This window comes from Sulfurimonas sp. (genome assembly GCF_029027585.1).
In the GTDB taxonomy this organism is placed as follows: Bacteria; Campylobacterota; Campylobacteria; order Campylobacterales; family Sulfurimonadaceae; genus Sulfurimonas.
In genome coordinates, this window is the sequence record NZ_CP093397.1 from 1,245,300 (window position 1) to 1,265,965 (window position 20,666).

Sequence of the window (20,666 nt, forward strand, 5' to 3'; positions counted from 1 at the left end):
ATCATTTCCCACTTTCATATTTTTTTATCATTGGTGCTAGGTAGATTCCTTGAGTATAGTCGATTTTTAACTCTTTAACTATCTCATTTACCTCTTGTGTTTCTATCATTTTAACCCAAGTTTTGATGCCTCTTTCTCTTGCCATAAGACTAAAACCATCTATGGTACTTCTATATTTTTCATCTTTTATCTCTTTGGTATAAAATGAATCAAATCTCACTATATCTATATCTAAATCTCTTAAGTATAAAAAGCTAGTATGAATAGCTCCTAGCCTATCAACAGCTATCTTAACACCCAAATCTCTAAAAGACTTTAAAGTTGTGTTATACCTAGTGGTTTGTGAGTAATAGTGTGATTCATTTAGTAAAAATATTATTTTATTTTTTATTTTTTTATTTAAACTTATTAGCTCTCTTGCTTTATATATAAACTTTGGATTTCTTAAAGATGTTGGAGAGATATTTAGGGCAAAAATATCATCACTACTTTCCTCGCATCTAGAGATATTTTCTTCTAAAATCATCAAGTCAAACGAGGCCATTAAACCTAGTTTGTCAAGTATCTTCATATATGTTTTTTGGTGTATTATTTTCTTATCTGGAGTTTTTAACTTTACAAAACACTCTTTAATATTGCTTTTTTCATTTTCATAAATATCTTGAGTCATCATAACAAAATGGCGATTTTTAAGAGCATTTACAACAAAAGATTCTACTTTATTTGGGTCTATTTCTTGAGTATTTTCTTTAAGAAGTTTTTGTTCTTTGTTAGCTAGTTGTTGTTCAAAAAGATTTTCTATCAAAAAATCTAATCGTCTTGAATAAAGTGTATCTGTTATAGATGCACTTATTTTTACCTCAATATCATCAACTTTAAAATCATCACTTTTAAGACAAAACAGCTCTAGCATTGTAAAATGCTTTATACTTTTACCTCTTAAGCCAATAACAAAATCCCCACCTTTTATATGTCCCATAGGGAAATTTTCTAACTCTTTAGCTTGAAGATATTTTCCTATCCACCTAGCAATATCTTTTAAAACTCTATCTCCATTTTTTATACCGTATCTATCATTTATATCATGAAGATTGTCTATACTTATGAGTAAAAGAGTGTAATCATCATTTTTTTTAATCTCTCTTCTTAGATACCCAAAGAGATACTCTCTTGTAAATGTTTTTGTAACTGATTCGGTAATTCTTATATCAAAACTATTATAAATAATATAAAAAATAAAATAGATGCTAAAGGCGATAAGTAAAATAGATTCTATATAAAATGCAGTATTTAGACTCTCATCATTTGTTAAAAAAGTAGTTGTAAAAAGAAGTATGACCATGGCAAAAATGGGAAGACCCATTCTTAGCGCTAGTCTAAAGCGGTACTCTCTCTCTTTTGTTTGAGGAAGTAGCATCTACACATCTAGATGCTTAACATCTTTAGCATGTGTTTCTATATAGTTACGGCGAGGCTCAACCTCATCGCCCATAAACAGAGTAAATGCGTCAGATGCAACTTCTCCATCTTCAATAGTTACTTGAAGTAAAACACGATTTTCTGGTGTCATAGTAGTTTCCCAAAGTTGATCTGGATTCATCTCACCTAGACCTTTGTAGCGCTGAATATATGCACCTTTTTTAGCATAGTCATTTATATTTTCTAATACTTGAAGGATATCTTCATCAAAAGTTAAATCCCACTCTTGAATTTTTTTATAAACAAAAGAAGCCTCATTAAAATGTGGAGCAGAAAAAAGGTCATCGTTTATAAGTAACTCTTCCATTCCATCTTTTGTTTGAACAAAAATGTGAATAGAATCTTCAGTTATACTTTTTGTTAAAATATTGTTTTCATTTGCTACTAAAAATTTCTCAACTTCTTTATACATAGCATCTATACCAAGACCTATGAGGTCTGGATTTTCTATGAAGTGTCTTATGAGGTCAACAAGAGCATATCTACGCTCTAAGGCAACTAAAGAACCTCTATAATGATCAACCATTCTAAAGTATGAAACTAGGTCGTTATGTCCTACTCCATCAACATTTAAAGACTCTATACCATTGCTAATAAGATAATCATTCATCTCTCTATCATCTTTAAAGTAAATCTCTTTTTTACCTTTTTTATAACGATAAAGAGGTGGTTGAGCAAGATACAAGTAACCTTTTTCTACGATATCTCTAAAATGACGAAAGAAAAATGTTAAAAGCAGAGTTTGGATATGACTACCATCAACATCAGCATCTGTCATGATGATAATTTTATGATAACGAATCTTTTCTTCTTTATATTCTTCACCAATTCCACAACCCATTGCTGTTATCATGTTTGTAATTTCATCAGATTTTAGAATTTTTTCTAATCTTGCTTTTTCAACATTTAAAATCTTACCTTTAAGTGGTAAAATTGCTTGAAAAACTCTATCTCTACCCATCTTAGCAGAACCACCAGCAGAATCCCCTTCCACTAAGTAAAGTTCACAAATACTAGCATCTTTACTTTGGCAATCAGCAAGTTTTCCAGGAAGAGTTCCAACACTCATAACATCTTTCCTACGAGTTAATTCTCTTGCTTTTTTAGCAGCTTCTCTACCTCTTGCAGCAGCAAGTGCTTTAGAAACTATAGCTTTTGCTTCGATTGGATTTTCTTCAAAATACTTACTTAGTAGCTCATAAGTCTGTCTTTGTACTAAAGGTCTTACATAAGTGTTTCCTAGTTTACCTTTAGTTTGTCCTTCAAACTGAGGTTCAGGAACACGACAAGAAACGATGGCTATAAGACCTTCTCTTACATCATCACCAGATATTTTTACATCTTTTTCTTTTGCTGCTCCATTTTTAGAGTTATAGTTAGAGATAACACGAGTTAAACCAGCTCTAAAACCAGCCTCATGTGTTCCACCATTTGGAGTTCTAATGTTGTTTACAAAAGAAGCAAGTTTTTCCTCATAACCATCGTTATATAAAAGAGCTATATCAAACTCAATATCTTCTATTTTTGCAGAAAAAGAATAAGTTGAAGCAACTTGAGTCTTTTTATTCATATCTACAACATACTGAGCAATACCACCTTCAAAATGATAAGTTTCAGTAGTATCTGTTCTCTCATCTGTAAAAACAATAGTTATAAATGGATTTAAGTACGCTAACTCTTTAAATCTTTTTGAAAGAAATTCATACTCAAAAGTTATGGTTTCAGTAAAGATACTAGGGTCTGGTGCAAACTCAATAGTTGTACCTGTTTTACGGGTTTTTCCTACAACTGCTAAAACTTCTTGAGGAATACCAGCCTTAAAATTTTGCTCAAATACCTCTTTTTCTCTGTAAATAGTCATCTTTAAATCGCCAGAGAGTGCATTTACAACAGAAACACCAACTCCATGGAGGCCACCAGATACTTTATATGTGTCTTTATCAAACTTTCCACCAGCATGTAAAACTGTTAAAACAACAGTAGCAGCGCTTATTCCTTCTGTTGGATGCAAATCAGTGGGAATACCCCGTCCATTATCACTTACTCTACAAGTTCCCTCTTTTGTAAGTTCAATGGTGATAGTATCACAATGACCTGCCATAGCTTCATCTATCGAGTTATCAACAACTTCATAAACAAGATGATGAAGACCACGATGTCCAGTATCACCAATATACATACCTGGTCGTTTTCTAACAGCTTCTAATCCCTTAAGGACTTTAATATTACTAGCACCGTAATTTTCCATCAATATTTTCCTACTATTTAATTATAATTAAAGCTATTTTATCTAAGTTTTGCTAAAAAGAATATTTATGTGGATTTCAACCTCACCACATCTCTCATAAAGTGTGGCGTATATTGTTATTTGTAGGCATTCCATCTTCGAAAAGATGGAATAAGAAAACTCAAAATCTAAGTTCCCTAGGGGAGAAAAACCACACGAAACCCAAAAGTATAGTACGAGTAGTCTGGGACGTTCCAGTTACGGTAAGCCGAGCGAAGATAGACAGCATTATAGTACCAAGAACCACCACGAAGGACTCTTGTGTTTTGAGAACCACTATTATTATCACTTCCATCTCTTGGTGTGTTTGAATATGAGTTTGTGTACCAGTCTTCACACCATTCCCAAACATTACCATGCATATCATATACTCCCCATGGGTTTGCTTGTTTTTGTCCTACTATATGAGTTTTATTGTTTGAGTTATTATCGTACCAAGCGTAAGAGCCTAAGTTACTTTTTGAATTTCCAAAGCTGTATTTGGTAGTTGTTCCTGCTCTTGCTACGAACTCCCACTCTGCTTCTGTTGGTAGTCTATAAATTTTTCCTGTTTTTTGACTTAGCCATGAAGTGTATGCTTTTGCATCATGCCAAGAAACATTTGTAACTGGTCTGTTTCCTCTTCCCCAACCTTCATCTTTTGGTTTAGTTCTACCTGTACTTTCACAAAATTTATCATATTCGTTAAATGTTACCTCATACTTACCTATATAAAAATCATAATTTATGTTTACTCTATGGATTGGTTTTTCATTTTTAAGACCACTGTTTAAGCCCATCTGAAAGCTTCCTGCTTTTATGTGGACGAAATGTTCTAGAATATTTATGTTATTTTTATACTTTTTAGCTTTTAGTCTTGCTAGTCTTGCGTGTAAACCATTTGGGTAAGAGTTTAAAAACTTTTTAAAGTCTGAACCGTAGTTAGAGTCTTTTACATTATACCAAGCGTTTAGTTCTTCTTGTTTTTTTGCTTGTCTTGCTTTTGTTTTTTCATTTGCTAAAAAAGATTTAGAATCTATGGTGTAGTGACCGTTTGGGTATTCTGCTAAGTACATTTCGTAGTATTCTTTTGAGTTTTCTATTTTTACTTCTTGGAAGAACTCTTTTTCACCTGATTTAAGTGCTGGGCGTTTAAGTGAAGCTGAAGCCACATTTCCGAGAACTACTTTTATGTTTAGTGCTTGGTTGTTTATGTTTGCTGTTAGGTATTTAGTTTTATAATCTTTTTTGCTAACTTTTATGTTGTACTTTGCAGATGCTAGTTTTATACCATCTTTGTATCTTGGTTTTATGTTTGTTATACTTACTTTTGCATCTGAGGGTTGTGTTGTTATGGTTAGTGGATATTTCGGAGGTGTGGCTTTAGCCTCACTTTTAGTTTTAGTGGAGCTTATAAGTACGACTGAAGTCGTACTTCCGCTTGGAAGTTTAAAGTAAAAATCTCCTGTTATATCATTACTTACCCAAGGTCTTTGGTTTTGGTTAGTGGAGTTTATGACTCCTATCTTTACTCTTTTAAAGACTCTTTCTAGTGTTAAACCTTTAGCATCTATATGTTTTAGTATTTGTTGAGTAAAAGCTCCATGTTTACCATTTCCATCACTTGCTACATCACCTGGGCTTGTTGCATATACTATAAAAGTTCCTTTAGCTGTACTCTTAGCTAATCCACCTCCACCACTTCTACTAAAGGGGTCATTTCTACAAGCATCTAGTAGGACTATGTTTAGTCTGTTTCCTGAGTTTTTCATTTTATCTAGGACTTTATTTAGTTCTAATGACTCATAATTTATTTCATCTTTATGGTCTAGGTTAGAGTCTTTACCTATAAGGTAGTTTCTTCCTCTTGACTCTACTCCATGACCTGCAAAGAAAAAGAGTCCTACTCCACCATTACTTAGTTTAGAAGAAAACTTTCTTAGTTTTTTATCCATCTGTCTTACTGTAAGGTTTTCTCCATAGTAAACTTTAAAACCTAAGTTTTTTAGTTTACTTCTCATTGCTCTTGCATCATTTATTGGGTTTTGTAGGTTAGAGAGTTTTTTACTATCGTATTTGTTATTTCCTATAACTAAAGCTACTCTTTGTTCTATCTTCATTCTTTGTAAAGCACGGTCTGTATTTGCTAGGAGTAGTAAGGGAATGATTGATAGTAGGAGTAAACGGATAAGCATATTTTATAACCTTAGTTTATTTTTGTTAAAGATTATAGCGTGTTTTTGCTTTGCTAGATGTTCCATATCTGAAGAGACTGTGAAATAACAACAGTTTATTTTACGGTCTCCAATGGGATGATTTTTTATCTTAAAATTATAGCTTTTCTACTTTTAAATTTAAGCATAAAGTAAATTCTAAAAAAACAAACTACATATAATAAAGAGTTAGCTATATATTGAGCTATTTCTTCTTTTATGGAACTTATATCTCTATCTTTTAAAGCTATCATCAGTTTTTGAAATAGATTTATACCTATCAAATTTAAAAGTCTTTTAAAGTTATAGCTAAACATGATAAGTGCATTTTCACCTGATACTTTTTCTTTGCCACGAACAAGATAATGATCCCAACCTAAAGTTCTTTTAATTGTTCCAAATGGATGTTCAACTATTGAACCTCTTTTTTTGACTATTACTTTAGATTCTTCAGTTTGCATCTTTTTATTATGTGCTTCTGTTATATACTCATGTTCCCATCTATATATTTGTTTATATGGTGCTTTTGTAGGTATACATTTATCTTTGAGAGGACAAGCTTTACATATTGCACTTGTACCTGTATAAATGAAATTAACTTTATCATTCTTTATTTGTGGTGCAATTCTTTTTTTTAGTTGATAATTATTAGGACATATATAGCAATCATTGTTATCATTGTAAATAAATTCATCTCTTGTAAATTTACCTTTGTCTTTTTGAACTTGTCTCATATTTGCTAAAGGAACAATAGCATTAATATTATCTTCACTACATTTTTTAAATTCTTTAGCACTATAATATCCTGTATCAGCTACTATCTTTAGTTTATCTACTCCTAAATTTTCTTTAGTCTCTTTTGCCATCTTATGCAGTTGTGCTCTATCGCTACCTACTGTTGAAATATCAGTAGCTACTATGAATTTAAATGAATCATCTACAACTATCTGTGAATTATATGCCATAAGGTTATGTGCAGGTTTTTTCATAAGAGAAGCATCTGAATCTGTTTTATTATATTGAGTTTTACCCATCTCTTCTAAAAGTTTTAAGTTTTTAGATAACTCTTCTTGTTGATATTTTAGTTTTCTTAAATCTTTTGGTAGTTTATTAATGATACTTGATGGTTGTTTCTCTTTATCTGCATACTCTAGTGATTTGAGATACTCTTCTATTTCAGTTTCAATTTTAGTTAAATCTTTATCCAGTGTCTTTTTCAATATTAGTTGATTTTTAGAGGCATTCGCTCTTAAAAATGCTCCATCAACAGCTTTTAATCCATCCCCTATTAAATCTATATTTTTACATAAAACTACAAACTCTTTAAATACTTGTTTTAGTGCTTTTGGATTCCTTGCTCTAAACTCTGATATAGTCCTATATGTTGGTTTTAAGTCTTGTGCTAGCCATATTAGTTCTAGGTTTCTTTTACACTCTTTTTCTAATGCTCTTGAACTTCTTATCTTATTGAGGTAGCCATAGATATATATTTTTAGAAGCATTTTAGGACTATATGCTTTCTGTCCATCTGCTCTATCACTTTTTCTTGTATTTGAAAACTGCAGTTTAGTTAAGTCTAATAATTCTACATAAGAATCTATTGCTCTTACATTGTTATCTTCATCTACATAATCATCAATACTTGGTGGAAATAATAATTGCTGATTTCTATTTAAACCTTGTTTATATAGTTCACTCATTAGTTGCCTTAAAAGCCTAAATACAGGGCTTTGTTTGGTGTTATTATACTGAAAAATTGATTTTAAATTGCTTGATTGGATGTGTTTATATGAATGAGACTGGAAATAGTAGTTATTTCACAGTCTCTGAAGATATGGAACTAGAGGAATTGAGAATTTTTAAATATAATTATTTAAATTACTATCGGCATAACAACCGTTTTAAAAGTACCATCTGTTAGTATGAAAGGTAAATTTCCTTCATTTAATCCTATACTAAATTCTGAAGAGTTTATAGAATTTAAAAAGTCTAATAGATATTTTGAGTTTATAGCTATAACAAAAGGTTCTTTAAACCCTGTGTTGTAATTGATTTCAGTTTTTGCTTCTATGTTGTCATCACTTAAAGATTCAAATTTAATAGAGTTTTGGAAAAAAGTAATTTTAACATCTGAAGAAATTGTAGTTATTTGTTTTATAGAGTCAATCATAATAGCTTTTGGTAAAACTAAAGTGTTTGCTATTTCTTTAGGGATAATTCTTGAATATTCAGGAAATTTTCCATTAATTAATTTTGTAAAAAAAGTATATTGTTTAGAATGAATTATAAGATTTGTATCATCATAAAAAAGTTCTATATCATCAAAGAAAAGTTTTTGAATTTCAACTATCGCTTTTTTAGGAATGATAATAGAGAGTTCTTTTTCACTATGGTTTGAAATATTTACAATAGCTAATCTTCTTGTATCTGTAGATGCAAAGTTAATACTGTCTTGTTTTATGTCTATTAAAGCGCCATTTAACTCAAACTTAGGGTTGTTTGTGTCTATGGCAGGAGTTATCTTTTTAAGTGACTCTATAAGTGAGTGAGAGTCTATAGTTATGCGTCCTTTGTCATTAGCAGTTGGAAAATCAGGAAAATCATTAAATGAGAAAGTTGGTAGTTTAAAATTTGAGTGAGCTTGAGATATAAAAAGTGTTTCATTTTTTACTTCTAAGTTTATTTCTCCATCTTTTAAAATTCTTATGATATCTAAAAGTTTTTTACCATTAGCAGTTATGCTACCGTTTGAGATTATATTTATTTTATCTGTTTTTACTTCAAAACCGATTTCATGATCAGTTGCTTTTATGGTTAAATTAGAGTTATTAACATCTATAAAAACATGAGAAGTTATTTGAGAAGTATCTTTTTTTTCTAAAAATGGCTGAGCATAAATAAGTATGTTTTCAATTATTGATTTTGAAACAGTTATCTTCATATTAATCCCTATATAATATATATAATTTTAGTAGGTAGTAGTAGGTCTATGTGATTATGTGAAATAGAGCTTTAGATGCCTACTACAAAAGCATTTCTGATGTGATGAAGTGTTTTGTTTTCATTCACATCTATTCACTTATAAGATTATATCTTTTTTTTTACACATTTGTTACTTTATTAGTTAATTCATCTATTTTAACTTTAAAATCTTCATCATCTTTCATGAGTTGGTTTATTTTTCTAAGTGTGTGACTTATGGCTGTATGGTCTTTCATACCAAAGTAAAGTGCAAGTTGAGGCATAGTGCTTTGAGTTAAATCACGACAAAGATAGATGGCAATTCTTCTAGCATAAACAAGATTTTTACTTCTACCTTTTGAACGAATTTCTGTTGGTTTTATATTTAAATCTTTTGACACAATTTTTGTAATAGTATCTAGAGTTAAGTCTTTTTGTTTTTCTAAAAGTTGGTCTTTTAGTATGTTTTTTGTAAACTCTAAATCAATATCTATATGCATTAGTTGTGAATAAGCATGAAGTTTAGAGAGTATGCCTTCAATCTCACGAACATTACTCTCTATAACAGTTGCTATATAGTTTATGATGTCATCAGTTAAAACTATTTTGTTGATTTCACATTTTTTCTTTATAATAAGTATCTTTGTTTCTAGTTCTGGTGATTGAATGTCTGCTACTAAACCCCACTCGAATCTACTTTGAAGTCTTTTCTCCAAGCCACCTATTTTTTTAGGATGTTTATCTGCTGTTAGTATGATTTGTTTATTCTCATTTTTAAGAGCTTCAAATGTGTGAAAAAATTCTTCTTGTATGGTGTCTTTGTTACTTAAAAATTGAATATCATCTATAAGAAGTACATCACACTTACGATATTTATCTTTAAAATTTTCCATTGTTTGGTTTCTAATATGTCGTAAAAAATCATTTAAAAATTGCTCACATGTAGTATAGATGACATTTTTACCTTGATTTTGTAAAACATTACCTGCTGCTTGCATAAGATGTGTTTTACCAAGCCCAACACCACCATATATAAAAAGAGGATTGTAATTTTTACCTGCTTTTTCACTTACACTTTTAACTGCTGTATAAGCAAACTGGTTTGAGCCACCAACCATAAAGTTATCAAAAATATGAGAAGGGTTAAGTAAAGAATGTTGAACTTTTACTTCTGTTGCTTTTTTTATATTTTTCTCAGTTGAGTTTTTTAAAGTGATTTTTACATTTACTTTAGAACCAATTTTTACTTCAAAAAGATGCTCTATTTTTTCTTTATATTTACTTTTTATCCAGTTAGATATAAGTGCATTTGGTGCATAAAAAATTGCTAAAGAATTAGATGATTTTTTAGTATCGTATGTTAGTTGTTTTATATATCTGTTATATGATTGTTCTGTTATCTCTTCTTTTAAGAGTTCTAAAACTTCTTGACCTATATTCACATATTGCCTTTATTTATTTTGTTATATGTGAATAGTAACACTTTTTTGCCTAAAATAGGTTTAAAAATGAATAATTAATGTGAATAACTCTAGTGTGAATAACTTTTATATTTTTTGTATATAATATAAAAAGAAAAAGATAGGATTAAATATATATGACAATACTTGGAATTGACCCAGGAACTAGAAATATGGGTTACGCACTTATATCTTTAGAAAAAAATAAAATTTCTCTTATAGAAGCTGGTCTTATAAAGATGAAAGCTGAAAATTTACAATTTCAAATCCCTCAAATGGCAGAAGGTCTAGATATGGTTTTTTCTAAACATAAAATAGATGAAGTTGCTATGGAAGATATATTTTATGCACATAATCCTGCTACAACTATAAAACTGGCTCAATTTCGTGGGGCAATAATGTTAAAACTTTTAGAAGTTCACGGAGAGTTTTATGAATATACAGCTTTACAAGTTAAAAAAGCACTTACAGGAAAAGCAAAAGCAGCAAAAGAACAAGTTGCTTTTATGGTAAAAAGACTTTTAAACATTAAAAAAGAGATAAAACCACTTGATATATCAGATGCCATGGCAGTAGCTATAACACACTCACAAAGAGTTAGTATAAGAAAAACAAAACGGGATAAATGATGAGATATTTTATATTTATAAGTTTGTTATTTTTGCATTTAAATGCAGATGTAACTATACAAGAAGCTTGGCAGAGAGTACAAAAGTTAAATGATGGACTTGCAGCATCTAGCGGTGATGTAAAAAGAGCAAAGTTAAAACAAGACTCAGCATCTTCGATGTACTTACCATCTGTGAGTTTACAAGCTAGCTATATGCATCTTGATAAACCAATAGGTTTACAATTTGATGGGGCATTGACGGGCAATCATTATGAAATAGACTTTTCAGAGCAAGATATACTCATAGCAGATTTAAGAATTCTTTATCCACTTTATACAGGTGGAAAGATAGATGCTGCTCAAAATGTTTACTCAGCAAAGGTAAGTGAATCAAAATCAAAATATAAGATGGAACAAGACAAGGCTTTTTTAAATCTTGTTAAAGTCTACTATGGAGTAGTTATATCTAAATCACTTTATAAAACAAGATTAGAATCGCAGATATCATTACAACTTCATTTTGAACATGCAAAAAAATTAAAAGCACAAGGTCAAATAGCGAGAATAGAGCTTTTAAATGCACAAGTAAAACTTGATGCGGCAAAAATAAAAACAACCAAAGCAAAACATAAAGTAGAAATATCCATATCAGCTCTTCATAAAATTATAAAACAAAGCAGCTTACCATCTTCTTCTCTTTTTATAAGTAACGATTTAAATTCACAAAGTCATTATTCAGATGAAAGTGTTGAAAATTTTGCTGTTCTTGGAGTCTTAGATGCTAAAAGTAAGCAAGCTTTAGCTTTAGTTGATATAAAAAAAGCAGCTTTATATCCACAAGTTGGAGCTTTTGCAAATGTAAATCTATATAGAGATGATAGTGTTTTAATGCAGACTATGCCAAACTGGATGGCTGGGGTTGCTTTAAAGCTTGAACTATTTAGTAGAAGTGACAGAAGTAGTGATATTCAAGCAGCTCAGCTCTTACATTCCAAAGTAGTGCATCTAAAAGCTCAAGCACAAGAAGATTTACGCTTAGCCGTTGAAAAAACTTATAACGAAATGCTTTTGTATAAAGATGAGTATGAATCACTCTCTTCATCTTTAGATTTAGCAAATGAAAACTATAGACTTAGAGAAATAGCATTTAGTGAAGGTTTAGCGACTTCAGTAGAGGTTGTAGATGCACAGATATTTCTTTTTGGTGCAAAAACACAAAGACTAAATGCTGCTTATAATTATGTGAAAAAGATATCTCAACTTTGTGTTTTAAGTGGAGATAATGAATTGTTTTTTGAGATAGTTAATAACTCACAGGAGATAAAATGAATAGTAAAAATGTTTTAGTTATTGTTGTAATAATTATTGTTAGTTGGGTTGGTTTTACTTTTTACAAAGCTTATCAGCCAAAACAGATTACTCTTCAAGGAGAGATAGATGCGCAAAGCTATAACATCTCTTCAAAACTCCCAGGTAGAGTTAGTGAGATTTTTGTAAAAAAAGGAGATATGGTTGAAGTTGGTGATATCGTCTTTAGTATCTCTTCTCCTGAAATTGAGGCAAAACTAAAACAAGCCGAGGCAGCTAAAGATGCCGCTGGTGCTCAAAAAGATCAGGTTAATAATGGTGCAAGAAAACAAGAGATTCAAGCGGCATATGATCAATGGCAAAAAGCAAAAGCAGCCGAGGAGTTGATGAAGACAACTTATAAACGCATACAAAGACTTTATAAAGAAGGTGTAGTATCACAACAAAGAAGAGATGAAATTTTTACACAATATAAAGCTTCAAGATATACTTCAAATGCTGCAAAACAGATGGCTATGATGGCAAAAGAGGGAGCAAGAGTTGAAATAAGAAAAGCGGCATCTGCACAAGAGAGAGTCTATGCGGCAAAAGTTGATGAAGTAAATGCATATATAAAAGAAACTTCACAATACTCTTTTCATAGTGGCGAAGTAAGTCAGATACTTATTCACTCTGGAGAACTTTCGCCAACCGGTTTTCCAATAGTTTCAATCATAGATATAAAAGATGCATGGGCAAAATTTGCAGTTCGTGAAGACTATTTGAGAGAGTTTAAAAAAGATAAAGTTTTTAAAGTAAGAATCCCAGCTCTGGGGAGTGAAAGTTATGAATTTAAAGTAACTAACATAGCAGTTATGGGTGATTATGCAACTTGGAAGGCGACAGAGAGTGGAAAAGGTTTTGATATGAAAAGCTTTGAGGTTGAGCTTCACCCTCTTAAACCAATCGAAGATTTAAGAGTTGGAATGAGTGTTCTTTTAGCCCTCTAACTCTTTTTGTAATGTTTATATTAATACTTATTTATAGATAACTTAGCCACCAATCTTTTCGTCTTTTTTTAAGTGAAGCGAACCATTTGCTAGGGTAGTAGAGTAAAACAGTAACCAAAATCCAAGCGGTATAAGTTGGTAAAAGTTCAGACCCATAACTATATCCATCAGGACTATTTCCAATAGGAGCACCATAAAGCCAATTAGCGTCATTAAATACGAATAAAGCTAACGCTATTCCTCCAAGGTGCAGTAGTGGTAAATGAATTACATAGAAGAAAAAAGGAACCTGTCCAAAATCTCTTAATGGGTTTGACCACTTACCTAAATCTCTATCAAAGATTGACATTAAAATCATTGCTATACCTATAAAAACACTTAAGTATATAAGAGATGGCGGGTATTTTGTGAAGTTTAAAAAGCTCATTAGAGTAGCATCAAGCGTTTCATACTCTTTCCATGGTAGTAAATCACCATATAGATTTGTGTAACGAAGAACAAGCCCAAATATCAATAGACCTAAGCCAGTGAAGAGAAAAATCTTCTTACGCTCAATTCTTGGTAGTTTTGTTACCGGTCCAAAAAGATATCCAGATGCCATGACACCAATCCACGGTATAAAAGGATATACAACTCTTATCTCAATATCTCCCACGAAAAGAGAGCTAGGTACATGAAGAAGATGCCAAATCCAAGAGAGTGAACCAAACGAAGAAGCTAGGACACCATCTAGAGCATTATGTCCAAGCAACATAGCTAATGCGATAGTAGCGATTAAAATTTTTGGAAGATATATTAAAAGTCCCATAAAAATCATACAAACACCAATGACAAAAAGAACAGCTATTTTGGGAGAGTAGATAAACTCAGGAGTAAAAGCCCAAAAAAAGCCAACTAAGGTTAGTTCTAGAAAAATTAACCAAACCCCACGGCTTATGGCTAAGTATGCTAATTCGCCTTTAGTCCTTCTCCCAGATGCGAAGAACAATCCGATTCCGGCTAAAAATATAAAAACAGGAGCAGCAAAGTGAGTTATCCATCTTGTAAAAAAGACTTCTAAGTTTGTTATATCAATATTTGTAGGATCAAAATATACATAGCCTAAGGCAAAAAAATCACGAGAATGATCAAGCGCCATTATAACCATGGTTAGACCTCGTAAAACATCTAATGCTACAAACCTTTCACTTTTTGTCTGCATAACACTCACTTTATTATTAAAATTTTAATATGATACAATATATTTATTGAACTTACTGGGAAATGGGGATAATGTATAAAGTATTAATAGCATCTTTTTTATATGAAATTAGAAGTATTAAAAATTCTTGGTACAAATTTTCACTTATAACTTTTCTGCCTCTTGTTAGTTTTGTTTTAATCATTTCTATCTTTTATCAGGGTGTTGTTAGAGATATGCCGATTACTGTTGTAGATAATGATAAAAGTAGCATATCCGCTAAACTAATATCAAATATACAAAGTTCTTCAACCATAGATATAAAAAAGATGAGTTTATCTTTAAGAGATGCGATGGCTCTTGTGAAACGGGGTGAAGTTTATGGTGTTGTTGTAATTCCACAACATTTTTATAAAGACATGCTTTTACAAAAACAGCCTAAAGTAACTGTGATGTTAAATACGCAGTATATTCTTATTGGAAAGATTCTATCAGCAGCTTTAACCTCTACTGTTATGCAAAGTTCCCCAGAGATAGAGTATGTTAAAGGTGGAGATTTTATTTCTCCCATACAGATGCAAATCACGCCATTTTTTAACACTTATCAAAACTATTTTTTATTTCTTGTTTCAGCTTTGCTACCTGCTATTTGGCAAATTTTTATAGTTGTTGCAACTTTGGTGTCTTTTGGTTCAATGTTTAAAGCAAATGAGGAAAAAGAGTTTTTTAAAGATGGATTTATTGAAGTGAGTATTATTGGTAAACTTTTGCCATATACTCTTTCTTACCTTTTTCTTGGAATCGGGTATCTGTTATATATGTATCAATTTTTATCTTGGGAGCTTCAAGGCTCATTTATCATAACTATTTTTGGGATGTTTTTAACAGTTGTAGCGTATCAAGGTATAGCACTTTTGTTTTTTGTAACTGGTTTTGATTATGCTAGAAGTTTAAGTCTTGGAGCAGTTTATACTGCTCCAGCATTTGCTTTTTTAGGTGTAACTTTTCCTATTTTCAACATGAATAGTTTTGCCCTGTTTTGGCGAGATATGCTTCCTATTTCTCATTTCGTAGAGCTTCAAATATCTCAAGCAAATTACGGTTTAGGTTTTACCTTAGAACTACAAAAGCTTCTCATACTCTTTAGTTTTTGGATAATTTTTGTTCCTGTGTTTTATATGTTTAAAAGAAGGCTTCAAAGATGAACTTTAAAGATGTTTTTTTTAATGAGGCAAAACTTATATTTTCAGATATTGCGATAGTTTTAACTATTATCGGTGGAGTTATATTATATTCTTTTTTATATCCTCAACCATACACCTCACAAAGTGTTAGCGGTTTGCCTCTTAGTGTTGTTGATTTAGATAAAAGTGATGTTTCTAGAGATATTATATTTAAGTTAGATGCAACTCCTCAAATAAGTGTAAAGAGAGTTGATTTAAGTGAGAGGGATGCCAAAGATGCTCTTTTAAGAGCAGATGTAAAAGCGATAGTTATTATTCCAAATAATTTTAAAAAAGATTTAGCATTAAATAAAAGTCCAATAATCGCAGTTGGTGCAGATGCTAGTTATTTTTTAATTTATGGCGGTATTTTAGAGGGTGCAATGAAGTCAGTTCTAACACAAAGCGCCACCATAAAAATAGCAAATCTTTTAAAAAAACAGGTACCTCTTAGTAAAGCAAAAGAAGCTTACGCACCCTATTCTTTAAACATTATAAATCTTTTTAATCCTCAAAACTCTTATACTCAGTATGTTATACCTGCAGTTTTTGTTCTTATACTTCAACAGACTTTGCTTATAGGTTTAGGGATACTTGGTGGAGGGATAAACGAAAAGATTAGCAGAGGCGAGAGTGGTTACTTTAAAATTGCTCCAACATGGATGATGATGTTATCTAGAGTTATGATTTTTGGTTTTATATTTTTTATTCATATGCTTTTTTATTTTGGATTTAGTTTTGAGATGTTTGATATTACTCATTTAGCATCTATGATTGATTTGCTAACATTTGGTTTTGTGTTTTTGTTAGCGGTTATCTTTTTTGGTATCTTTATTGGTGCTTTATTTTCAAGTAGAGAGATAGCGACTCCCGCTATATTATTTAGTTCTTTGCCTCTTGTGTTTACAGCAGGTTTTGTGTGGCCAGTAGAAGCGCTTCCACAAGCTTTAGTATATCTTTCGATGCTCTTTCCTTCAACCGTAGCCATCGAAGGTTTTTTAAAACTAAACCAGATGGGTGCGAGTTTTGATATGGTTATAGAGTTGTATGCCATTCTTTGGCTTCAAGTAATCATCTATGGGACTTTAGCTTATCTTGTTATAAATCAAAAAAGAGATAATATAAAAAGTGTATAATTTCGTATTATAATAATAGGAAATTAAACTATGAATCACTTTGCAAATTTAGCAGACGGGCATCCGTGCCGTGTATATTTGGAAGAAAATCAACTTATTAGAGGCTTGATAGCAAGTATTAATTCTATCGATATACAAAATGACAACGAAGAATTTAAAGAAAAATTTGCTCGACTTTGTAGGGTTGAAAAAACACTTTGCAAGAAAAGAAAATCAACTTTTCCCTTATTTAGAGCAGTATGGTTGGACATCGCCTTCACAAAATATGTGGGCATTCCATGACGATATTCGTGCTATCATAAAACAAGCTAGAACTTTAGTAGATACAGATGATGTACAAGCTCTTAGTTTGGTTTTACAAAACCTTTTTTCAAACTTAGAGCATATTATGCAAGTTGAAGAACAAAGACTTTTACCAAACGCTATGCAACTTATGCAAGAAGATGACTGGAAAGAGATGCGAGATGGAGATGAAGAGATTGGTTGGATGTTTGATGAGCATCCAGCTCTTTATCCAGTACATGAAGAAGGGGAATATATCCACCCATCGTTAGATACAAAAAAAAGAAAACTTCCTTTTTCACTAGAGGGACGCTTAGATTTAGAACAAGGTCATATGCTTCCAGAACAAATTAACTGGCTTTTAAAGTTTATGCCTGTTGATATTACTTATGTTGATGAAAATGATATCGTTATCTTTTATAATCGTGGAGAAGATAGAGTTTTTCCAAGAAGTGCAGGGATTATTGGTCGTGAAGTTAAATTTTGTCATCCTCCAAAATCAGTTGACCAAGTGTTAATGATTTTACGAGAGTTTAAAGCTGGAAACCGAGATGAAGCAGAGTTTTGGATTACCTTTAAAGGTAAGTTTATTCACATTCGTTACTTTGCTATTCGTAATGATGAAGGTGAGTATAAAGGTGTTATAGAAGTGAGTCAAGATGTTACACATATACGAAGTCTTGAAGGGCAACAAAGACTACTAGACTGGGAGTAATGAACCCAGAGTTTTAATACTCTGGAGTTCTCTCTGTTGGTCCTGTATATAATTGACGAGGACGAGCAATTTTAACAGTTTTTTGTTTACTTAGTTCACTCCACTGAGCAATCCAACCAGGAGTTCTACCGATTACAAAAATAACCGCAAACATCTCTTTTGGAATTTTAAGTGCTTGAAGGATTAGACCTGAGTAGAAGTCAATATTTGGATAAAGACCGCGTTTAATAAAATACTCATCACTTAAAGCGATTTTTTCTATTTTTTCTGCCACCGCAACAAGCTCACTACTAATTCCAAGTTCAGTCATAAGTTCATTTCTAATCTCTTTAAGAACTGTTGCACGAGGATCAAAGTTTTTATATACTCTATGACCAAAGCCCATAAGTCTAAATGAATCATTTTTATCTTTTGCTTTTGCAATAAACTCATCGACTCTATCAACTGTACCAATCATCTCTAGTTGACGAATAACGCTTTCATTTGCTCCACCATGACTTCTTCCCCATAATGCACCAATACCAGCAGCAATTGCAGCATAAGGATGCGCCATAGTAGATGCTAGGTTTCTTACAGCAGTTGTAGATGCATTTTGCTCATGGTCGGCATGTAGAGTAAAGATAGTATCTAGTGCTTTGATTTCGATAGGCTTTAAGTCAACATAACTATGTGGATAAGCTCTTAGCATGTTTAAGAAATTTTCAGTAAAACCTTTGTTCATGTCTGGATAGATAATTGGTAAGCCGTTTGAGTATCTGTATGAAAAAGCAGCAAGAGTAGGAATCTTAGCAACGATTCTGTTTGACATCTCTTGGTATTCATCTTTATCATCTATCTCTAAGTGGTCAAAATAAAATGTAGAAAGAGCAGAAACACCAGCAGATAAAATAGCCATTGGATGTGCTTGATCAGGGAAAGAATCAAATAATTTTTTAATTCCTTCATTTACAAAAGAACGCTTTGTAATTTCTCCCTCATAAGCTTTTAACTGCTCAGCAGATGGTAAATCATCATGTAAAAGAAGATAAGCAGTATCTAAAAAAGTCTTTTCTTTTGCAAGGTATGCAATATCATAACCACGATACATAAGCTTACCAGCTCCGCCATCAATATATGTTATTTTTGATTGACAAGATGCTGTAGATGTATAGCCTTCATCATAAGTAAACATGCCTGTTTCTTTATAAAATGTAGATATATCAACTACTGACGGTCCTACACTAGCATCTAATATCGGAAATTCATAACTTTTATTATCTCTATTGTTTGTTATGGTAATTATGTCTTTACTCATCATTGTCCTTTTTAGTTTAAAAATTTGATATATTATAACCAAAAATTATATGATATTGGTTTTGTTACAAAGGTATTTATATATATTTCTTCTAAGGTGTGGTATTATTACAACACTATTGCAAAAATACTTCCTCTTCTAAAAATGTAAATTCTTTTTCTTTCATTGCTAGAAGTAGCAGATTTAAAATCATCAATAGTTTTTATCTCATTGTTTTCTATTTGAACTATAATATCATCTCTCATTAGACCTATTTTTTGAGCTTGGCTCCCTTCTTTCACCTCTTTTATTAAAACTCCTCCATCTATGTTAGCATTTATTTTTAGAAGTTTTTGAAGTTGAGAACTCATAGATATGACAGTTACTCCTTTATAGGTTAATCCGCCACTAGAAGCTTGTTTTTCAAGAGAGCCTAGTTTTACATTTACAATATCTATCTCTTTGTTTCGTAAAAATTTTATATTTACAACCTGAGAAGGTGGGTAAGAGCCTATGATATTTTTAAGTTCACTCCCACTTTGTATATCTTTGCCGTTTACTGAGATAATCAAATCACCTCTCTTTAAACCAGCTTTTGCAGCAGGAGTATTGTCTTCTATGCTAATAACAAGTGCTCCAAGTTTGTTGTTATAAAAACTTTTCATATCTTCACTTACATCAGAGATGCCAACTCCCAAGTAAGCACGAGTGTATTTTCCTTTATTGATTAACTGAGTGGCTATTGAAGTTACCATGTTTGAGCTTATCGCTAAACCTATGCCTACATTGTTTCCTGTTTTAGAAATGATTGCTGAATTTATTCCTATGAGATGTCCTGCTGAGTTTATGAGAGCACCACCAGAATTTCCAGGGTTTATAGATGCATCTGTTTGTATAAAATCTTCATACTCAACTATACCAACACTACTTCTGCCTGTTGCTGAAACGATGCCTTGAGTTATAGTTTCACCAACACCAAAAGGGTTTCCAAGAGCAAAAACAATATCTCCAATCCTTACCTTGTCCGAGTTATAAAAAGTAACAGCATTTAGCTCTTTTGCATCTATCTTTATGATGGCTATATCGCTTTTCGCATCTGTACCTATAAGTTTTGCGGTGTATTCTTTTTTATCTTTTGAGATGATAACTTTAATTACATCTGCTCCAGCTACAACATGATTATTGGTAACGATGTAACCGTCTTTCGTGATTATAACACCACTTCCCATAGCAGCTTGTGGCATCATGTTTTGTCTTCTTAAAAAAGGATTGCCATACGCACCCCCACTTTTTATGGTTCTTTGAGTTGAGATACTAACAACACTTGATCTAACATCTTTTAAAATGTTGTTATATGAAAGTATATAATTTTGGCTTGTTGGATTTTTTCTTTTAAAATCTTGCTCGGCAAATTTAAACTCTACGCTATCTTTTGCTTGAAGTAGGCTAATAGTAACTAAACAGATTAATAATAACTTTTTCATCTTGTATCCTTAAGAAGGTTTATGATAGTTTATAATTTAATTGTTTACAAATTACTAATGTACGCCTAATGAATAGTTAATGGTAAC

15 protein-coding genes are annotated in these 20,666 nt (G+C 31.6%); 6 read left to right on the forward strand and 9 right to left on the reverse strand.

Annotated features, from left to right (window positions below):
* Window position 1 precedes the first annotated feature (1 nt).
* From MOV50_RS06460 to dnaA, 6 genes are all read right to left on the reverse strand, one after another.
* Complete coding sequence (locus MOV50_RS06460; protein ID WP_321779580.1) at window positions 2-1,417, reverse strand: GGDEF domain-containing protein; 1,416 nt, start codon at window positions 1,415-1,417, stop codon at window positions 2-4.
* A complete protein-coding gene (gene gyrB, locus MOV50_RS06465) occupies window positions 1,418-3,727 on the reverse strand; it encodes a DNA topoisomerase (ATP-hydrolyzing) subunit B (RefSeq protein WP_321779581.1) in 2,310 nt (769 codons plus the stop codon). It abuts the gene before it with no gap.
* A 176-nt stretch (window positions 3,728-3,903) separates the two neighbouring features.
* Entirely contained in the window at window positions 3,904-5,940 is a 2,037-nt protein-coding gene (locus MOV50_RS06470) for an SUMF1/EgtB/PvdO family nonheme iron enzyme (RefSeq protein ID WP_321779582.1), read from the reverse strand.
* A 125-nt stretch (window positions 5,941-6,065) separates the two neighbouring features.
* Window positions 6,066-7,658 carry an IS1182 family transposase gene (locus tag MOV50_RS06475; protein ID WP_321779022.1) on the reverse strand — a complete coding sequence of 531 codons (1,593 nt, stop codon included), beginning with the start codon at window positions 7,656-7,658 and terminating at the stop codon, window positions 6,066-6,068.
* Between the two features lie 173 nt (window positions 7,659-7,831).
* The gene (gene dnaN / locus MOV50_RS06480) at window positions 7,832-8,899 is read right to left on the reverse strand and encodes a DNA polymerase III subunit beta (RefSeq protein WP_321779583.1); all 1,068 of its coding nucleotides are present in this window, start codon (window positions 8,897-8,899) and stop codon (window positions 7,832-7,834) included.
* 160 nt (window positions 8,900-9,059) lie between these two features.
* A complete protein-coding gene (gene dnaA, locus MOV50_RS06485) occupies window positions 9,060-10,361 on the reverse strand; it encodes a chromosomal replication initiator protein DnaA (protein ID WP_321779584.1) in 1,302 nt (433 codons plus the stop codon).
* Between the two features lie 155 nt (window positions 10,362-10,516).
* On the opposite strand from dnaA, the gene ruvC reads away from it, so the two are divergent.
* The 3 genes from ruvC to MOV50_RS06500 are packed head-to-tail and all read left to right on the forward strand — an operon-like array spanning window position 10,517 to window position 13,286.
* Window positions 10,517-11,008, forward strand: a complete 492-nt coding sequence (ruvC, locus tag MOV50_RS06490; protein ID WP_321779585.1) for a crossover junction endodeoxyribonuclease RuvC — start codon at window positions 10,517-10,519, stop codon at window positions 11,006-11,008.
* A complete protein-coding gene (locus MOV50_RS06495) occupies window positions 11,005-12,318 on the forward strand; it encodes a TolC family protein (protein ID WP_321779586.1) in 1,314 nt (437 codons plus the stop codon). The genes ruvC and MOV50_RS06495 overlap by 4 nt, the downstream gene beginning before the upstream one ends.
* Window positions 12,315-13,286 (forward strand): HlyD family secretion protein, encoded by a 972-nt coding sequence (locus tag MOV50_RS06500; protein WP_321779587.1) that lies wholly within the window; start codon window positions 12,315-12,317, stop codon window positions 13,284-13,286. Before MOV50_RS06495 ends, MOV50_RS06500 begins: the two co-directional genes overlap by 4 nt.
* 31 nt (window positions 13,287-13,317) lie before the next feature.
* Here the strand turns inward: MOV50_RS06500 and MOV50_RS06505 are convergent, their stop codons facing one another.
* On the reverse strand, window positions 13,318-14,487 hold the full coding sequence (locus MOV50_RS06505; RefSeq protein ID WP_321779588.1) for a DUF1624 domain-containing protein: 1,170 nt from the start codon (window positions 14,485-14,487) through the stop codon (window positions 13,318-13,320).
* A gap of 71 nt (window positions 14,488-14,558) precedes the next feature.
* Between MOV50_RS06505 and MOV50_RS06510 the strand changes: the two genes are divergently transcribed.
* The 3 genes from MOV50_RS06510 to MOV50_RS06520 all read left to right on the forward strand — a co-directional run bounded on the left by MOV50_RS06510 (window position 14,559) and on the right by MOV50_RS06520 (window position 17,822).
* On the forward strand, window positions 14,559-15,671 hold the full coding sequence (locus MOV50_RS06510) for an ABC transporter permease (protein ID WP_321779589.1): 1,113 nt from the start codon (window positions 14,559-14,561) through the stop codon (window positions 15,669-15,671).
* On the forward strand, window positions 15,668-16,825 hold the full coding sequence (locus tag MOV50_RS06515; protein ID WP_321779590.1) for an ABC transporter permease: 1,158 nt from the start codon (window positions 15,668-15,670) through the stop codon (window positions 16,823-16,825). The genes MOV50_RS06510 and MOV50_RS06515 overlap by 4 nt, the downstream gene beginning before the upstream one ends.
* Before the next feature lie 139 nt (window positions 16,826-16,964).
* Window positions 16,965-17,822, forward strand: a complete 858-nt coding sequence (locus MOV50_RS06520) for a DUF438 domain-containing protein (protein ID WP_321779591.1) — start codon at window positions 16,965-16,967, stop codon at window positions 17,820-17,822.
* 13 nt (window positions 17,823-17,835) lie between these two features.
* On the opposite strand, the gene MOV50_RS06525 is transcribed toward MOV50_RS06520, so the two are convergent.
* Together MOV50_RS06525 and MOV50_RS06530 are read right to left on the reverse strand one after the other, a co-directional pair.
* Complete coding sequence (locus MOV50_RS06525) at window positions 17,836-19,116, reverse strand: citrate synthase (protein WP_321779592.1); 1,281 nt, start codon at window positions 19,114-19,116, stop codon at window positions 17,836-17,838.
* 107 nt (window positions 19,117-19,223) lie between these two features.
* Window positions 19,224-20,579, reverse strand: coding sequence for a trypsin-like peptidase domain-containing protein (locus tag MOV50_RS06530; RefSeq protein WP_321779593.1), 1,356 nt, complete (start codon window positions 20,577-20,579; stop codon window positions 19,224-19,226).
* Window positions 20,580-20,666 lie beyond the last annotated feature (87 nt).

Excerpts from the sequence above, each read along its gene's own strand:
- MOV50_RS06505 (WP_321779588.1), bottom strand. The coding sequence starts at position 14,487 with ATGCAGACAAAAAGTGAAAGGTTTGTAGCATTAGATGTTTTACGAGGT.
- ruvC (WP_321779585.1), top strand. The coding sequence starts at position 10,517 with ATGACAATACTTGGAATTGACCCAGGAACTAGAAATATGGGTTACGCA.
- MOV50_RS06470 (WP_321779582.1), bottom strand. The coding sequence starts at position 5,940 with ATGCTTATCCGTTTACTCCTACTATCAATCATTCCCTTACTACTCCTA.
- gyrB (WP_321779581.1), bottom strand. The coding sequence starts at position 3,727 with ATGGAAAATTACGGTGCTAGTAATATTAAAGTCCTTAAGGGATTAGAA.
- MOV50_RS06500 (WP_321779587.1), top strand. The coding sequence starts at position 12,315 with ATGAATAGTAAAAATGTTTTAGTTATTGTTGTAATAATTATTGTTAGT.
- MOV50_RS06530 (WP_321779593.1), bottom strand. The coding sequence starts at position 20,579 with ATGAAAAAGTTATTATTAATCTGTTTAGTTACTATTAGCCTACTTCAA.
- MOV50_RS06510 (WP_321779589.1), top strand. The coding sequence starts at position 14,559 with ATGTATAAAGTATTAATAGCATCTTTTTTATATGAAATTAGAAGTATT.
- MOV50_RS06520 (WP_321779591.1), top strand. The coding sequence starts at position 16,965 with ATGACAACGAAGAATTTAAAGAAAAATTTGCTCGACTTTGTAGGGTTG.
- MOV50_RS06525 (WP_321779592.1), bottom strand. The coding sequence starts at position 19,116 with ATGAGTAAAGACATAATTACCATAACAAACAATAGAGATAATAAAAGT.
- MOV50_RS06460 (WP_321779580.1), bottom strand. The coding sequence starts at position 1,417 with ATGCTACTTCCTCAAACAAAAGAGAGAGAGTACCGCTTTAGACTAGCG.
- MOV50_RS06475 (WP_321779022.1), bottom strand. The coding sequence starts at position 7,658 with ATGAGTGAACTATATAAACAAGGTTTAAATAGAAATCAGCAATTATTA.
- dnaN (WP_321779583.1), bottom strand. The coding sequence starts at position 8,899 with ATGAAGATAACTGTTTCAAAATCAATAATTGAAAACATACTTATTTAT.
- MOV50_RS06495 (WP_321779586.1), top strand. The coding sequence starts at position 11,005 with ATGATGAGATATTTTATATTTATAAGTTTGTTATTTTTGCATTTAAAT.
- MOV50_RS06515 (WP_321779590.1), top strand. The coding sequence starts at position 15,668 with ATGAACTTTAAAGATGTTTTTTTTAATGAGGCAAAACTTATATTTTCA.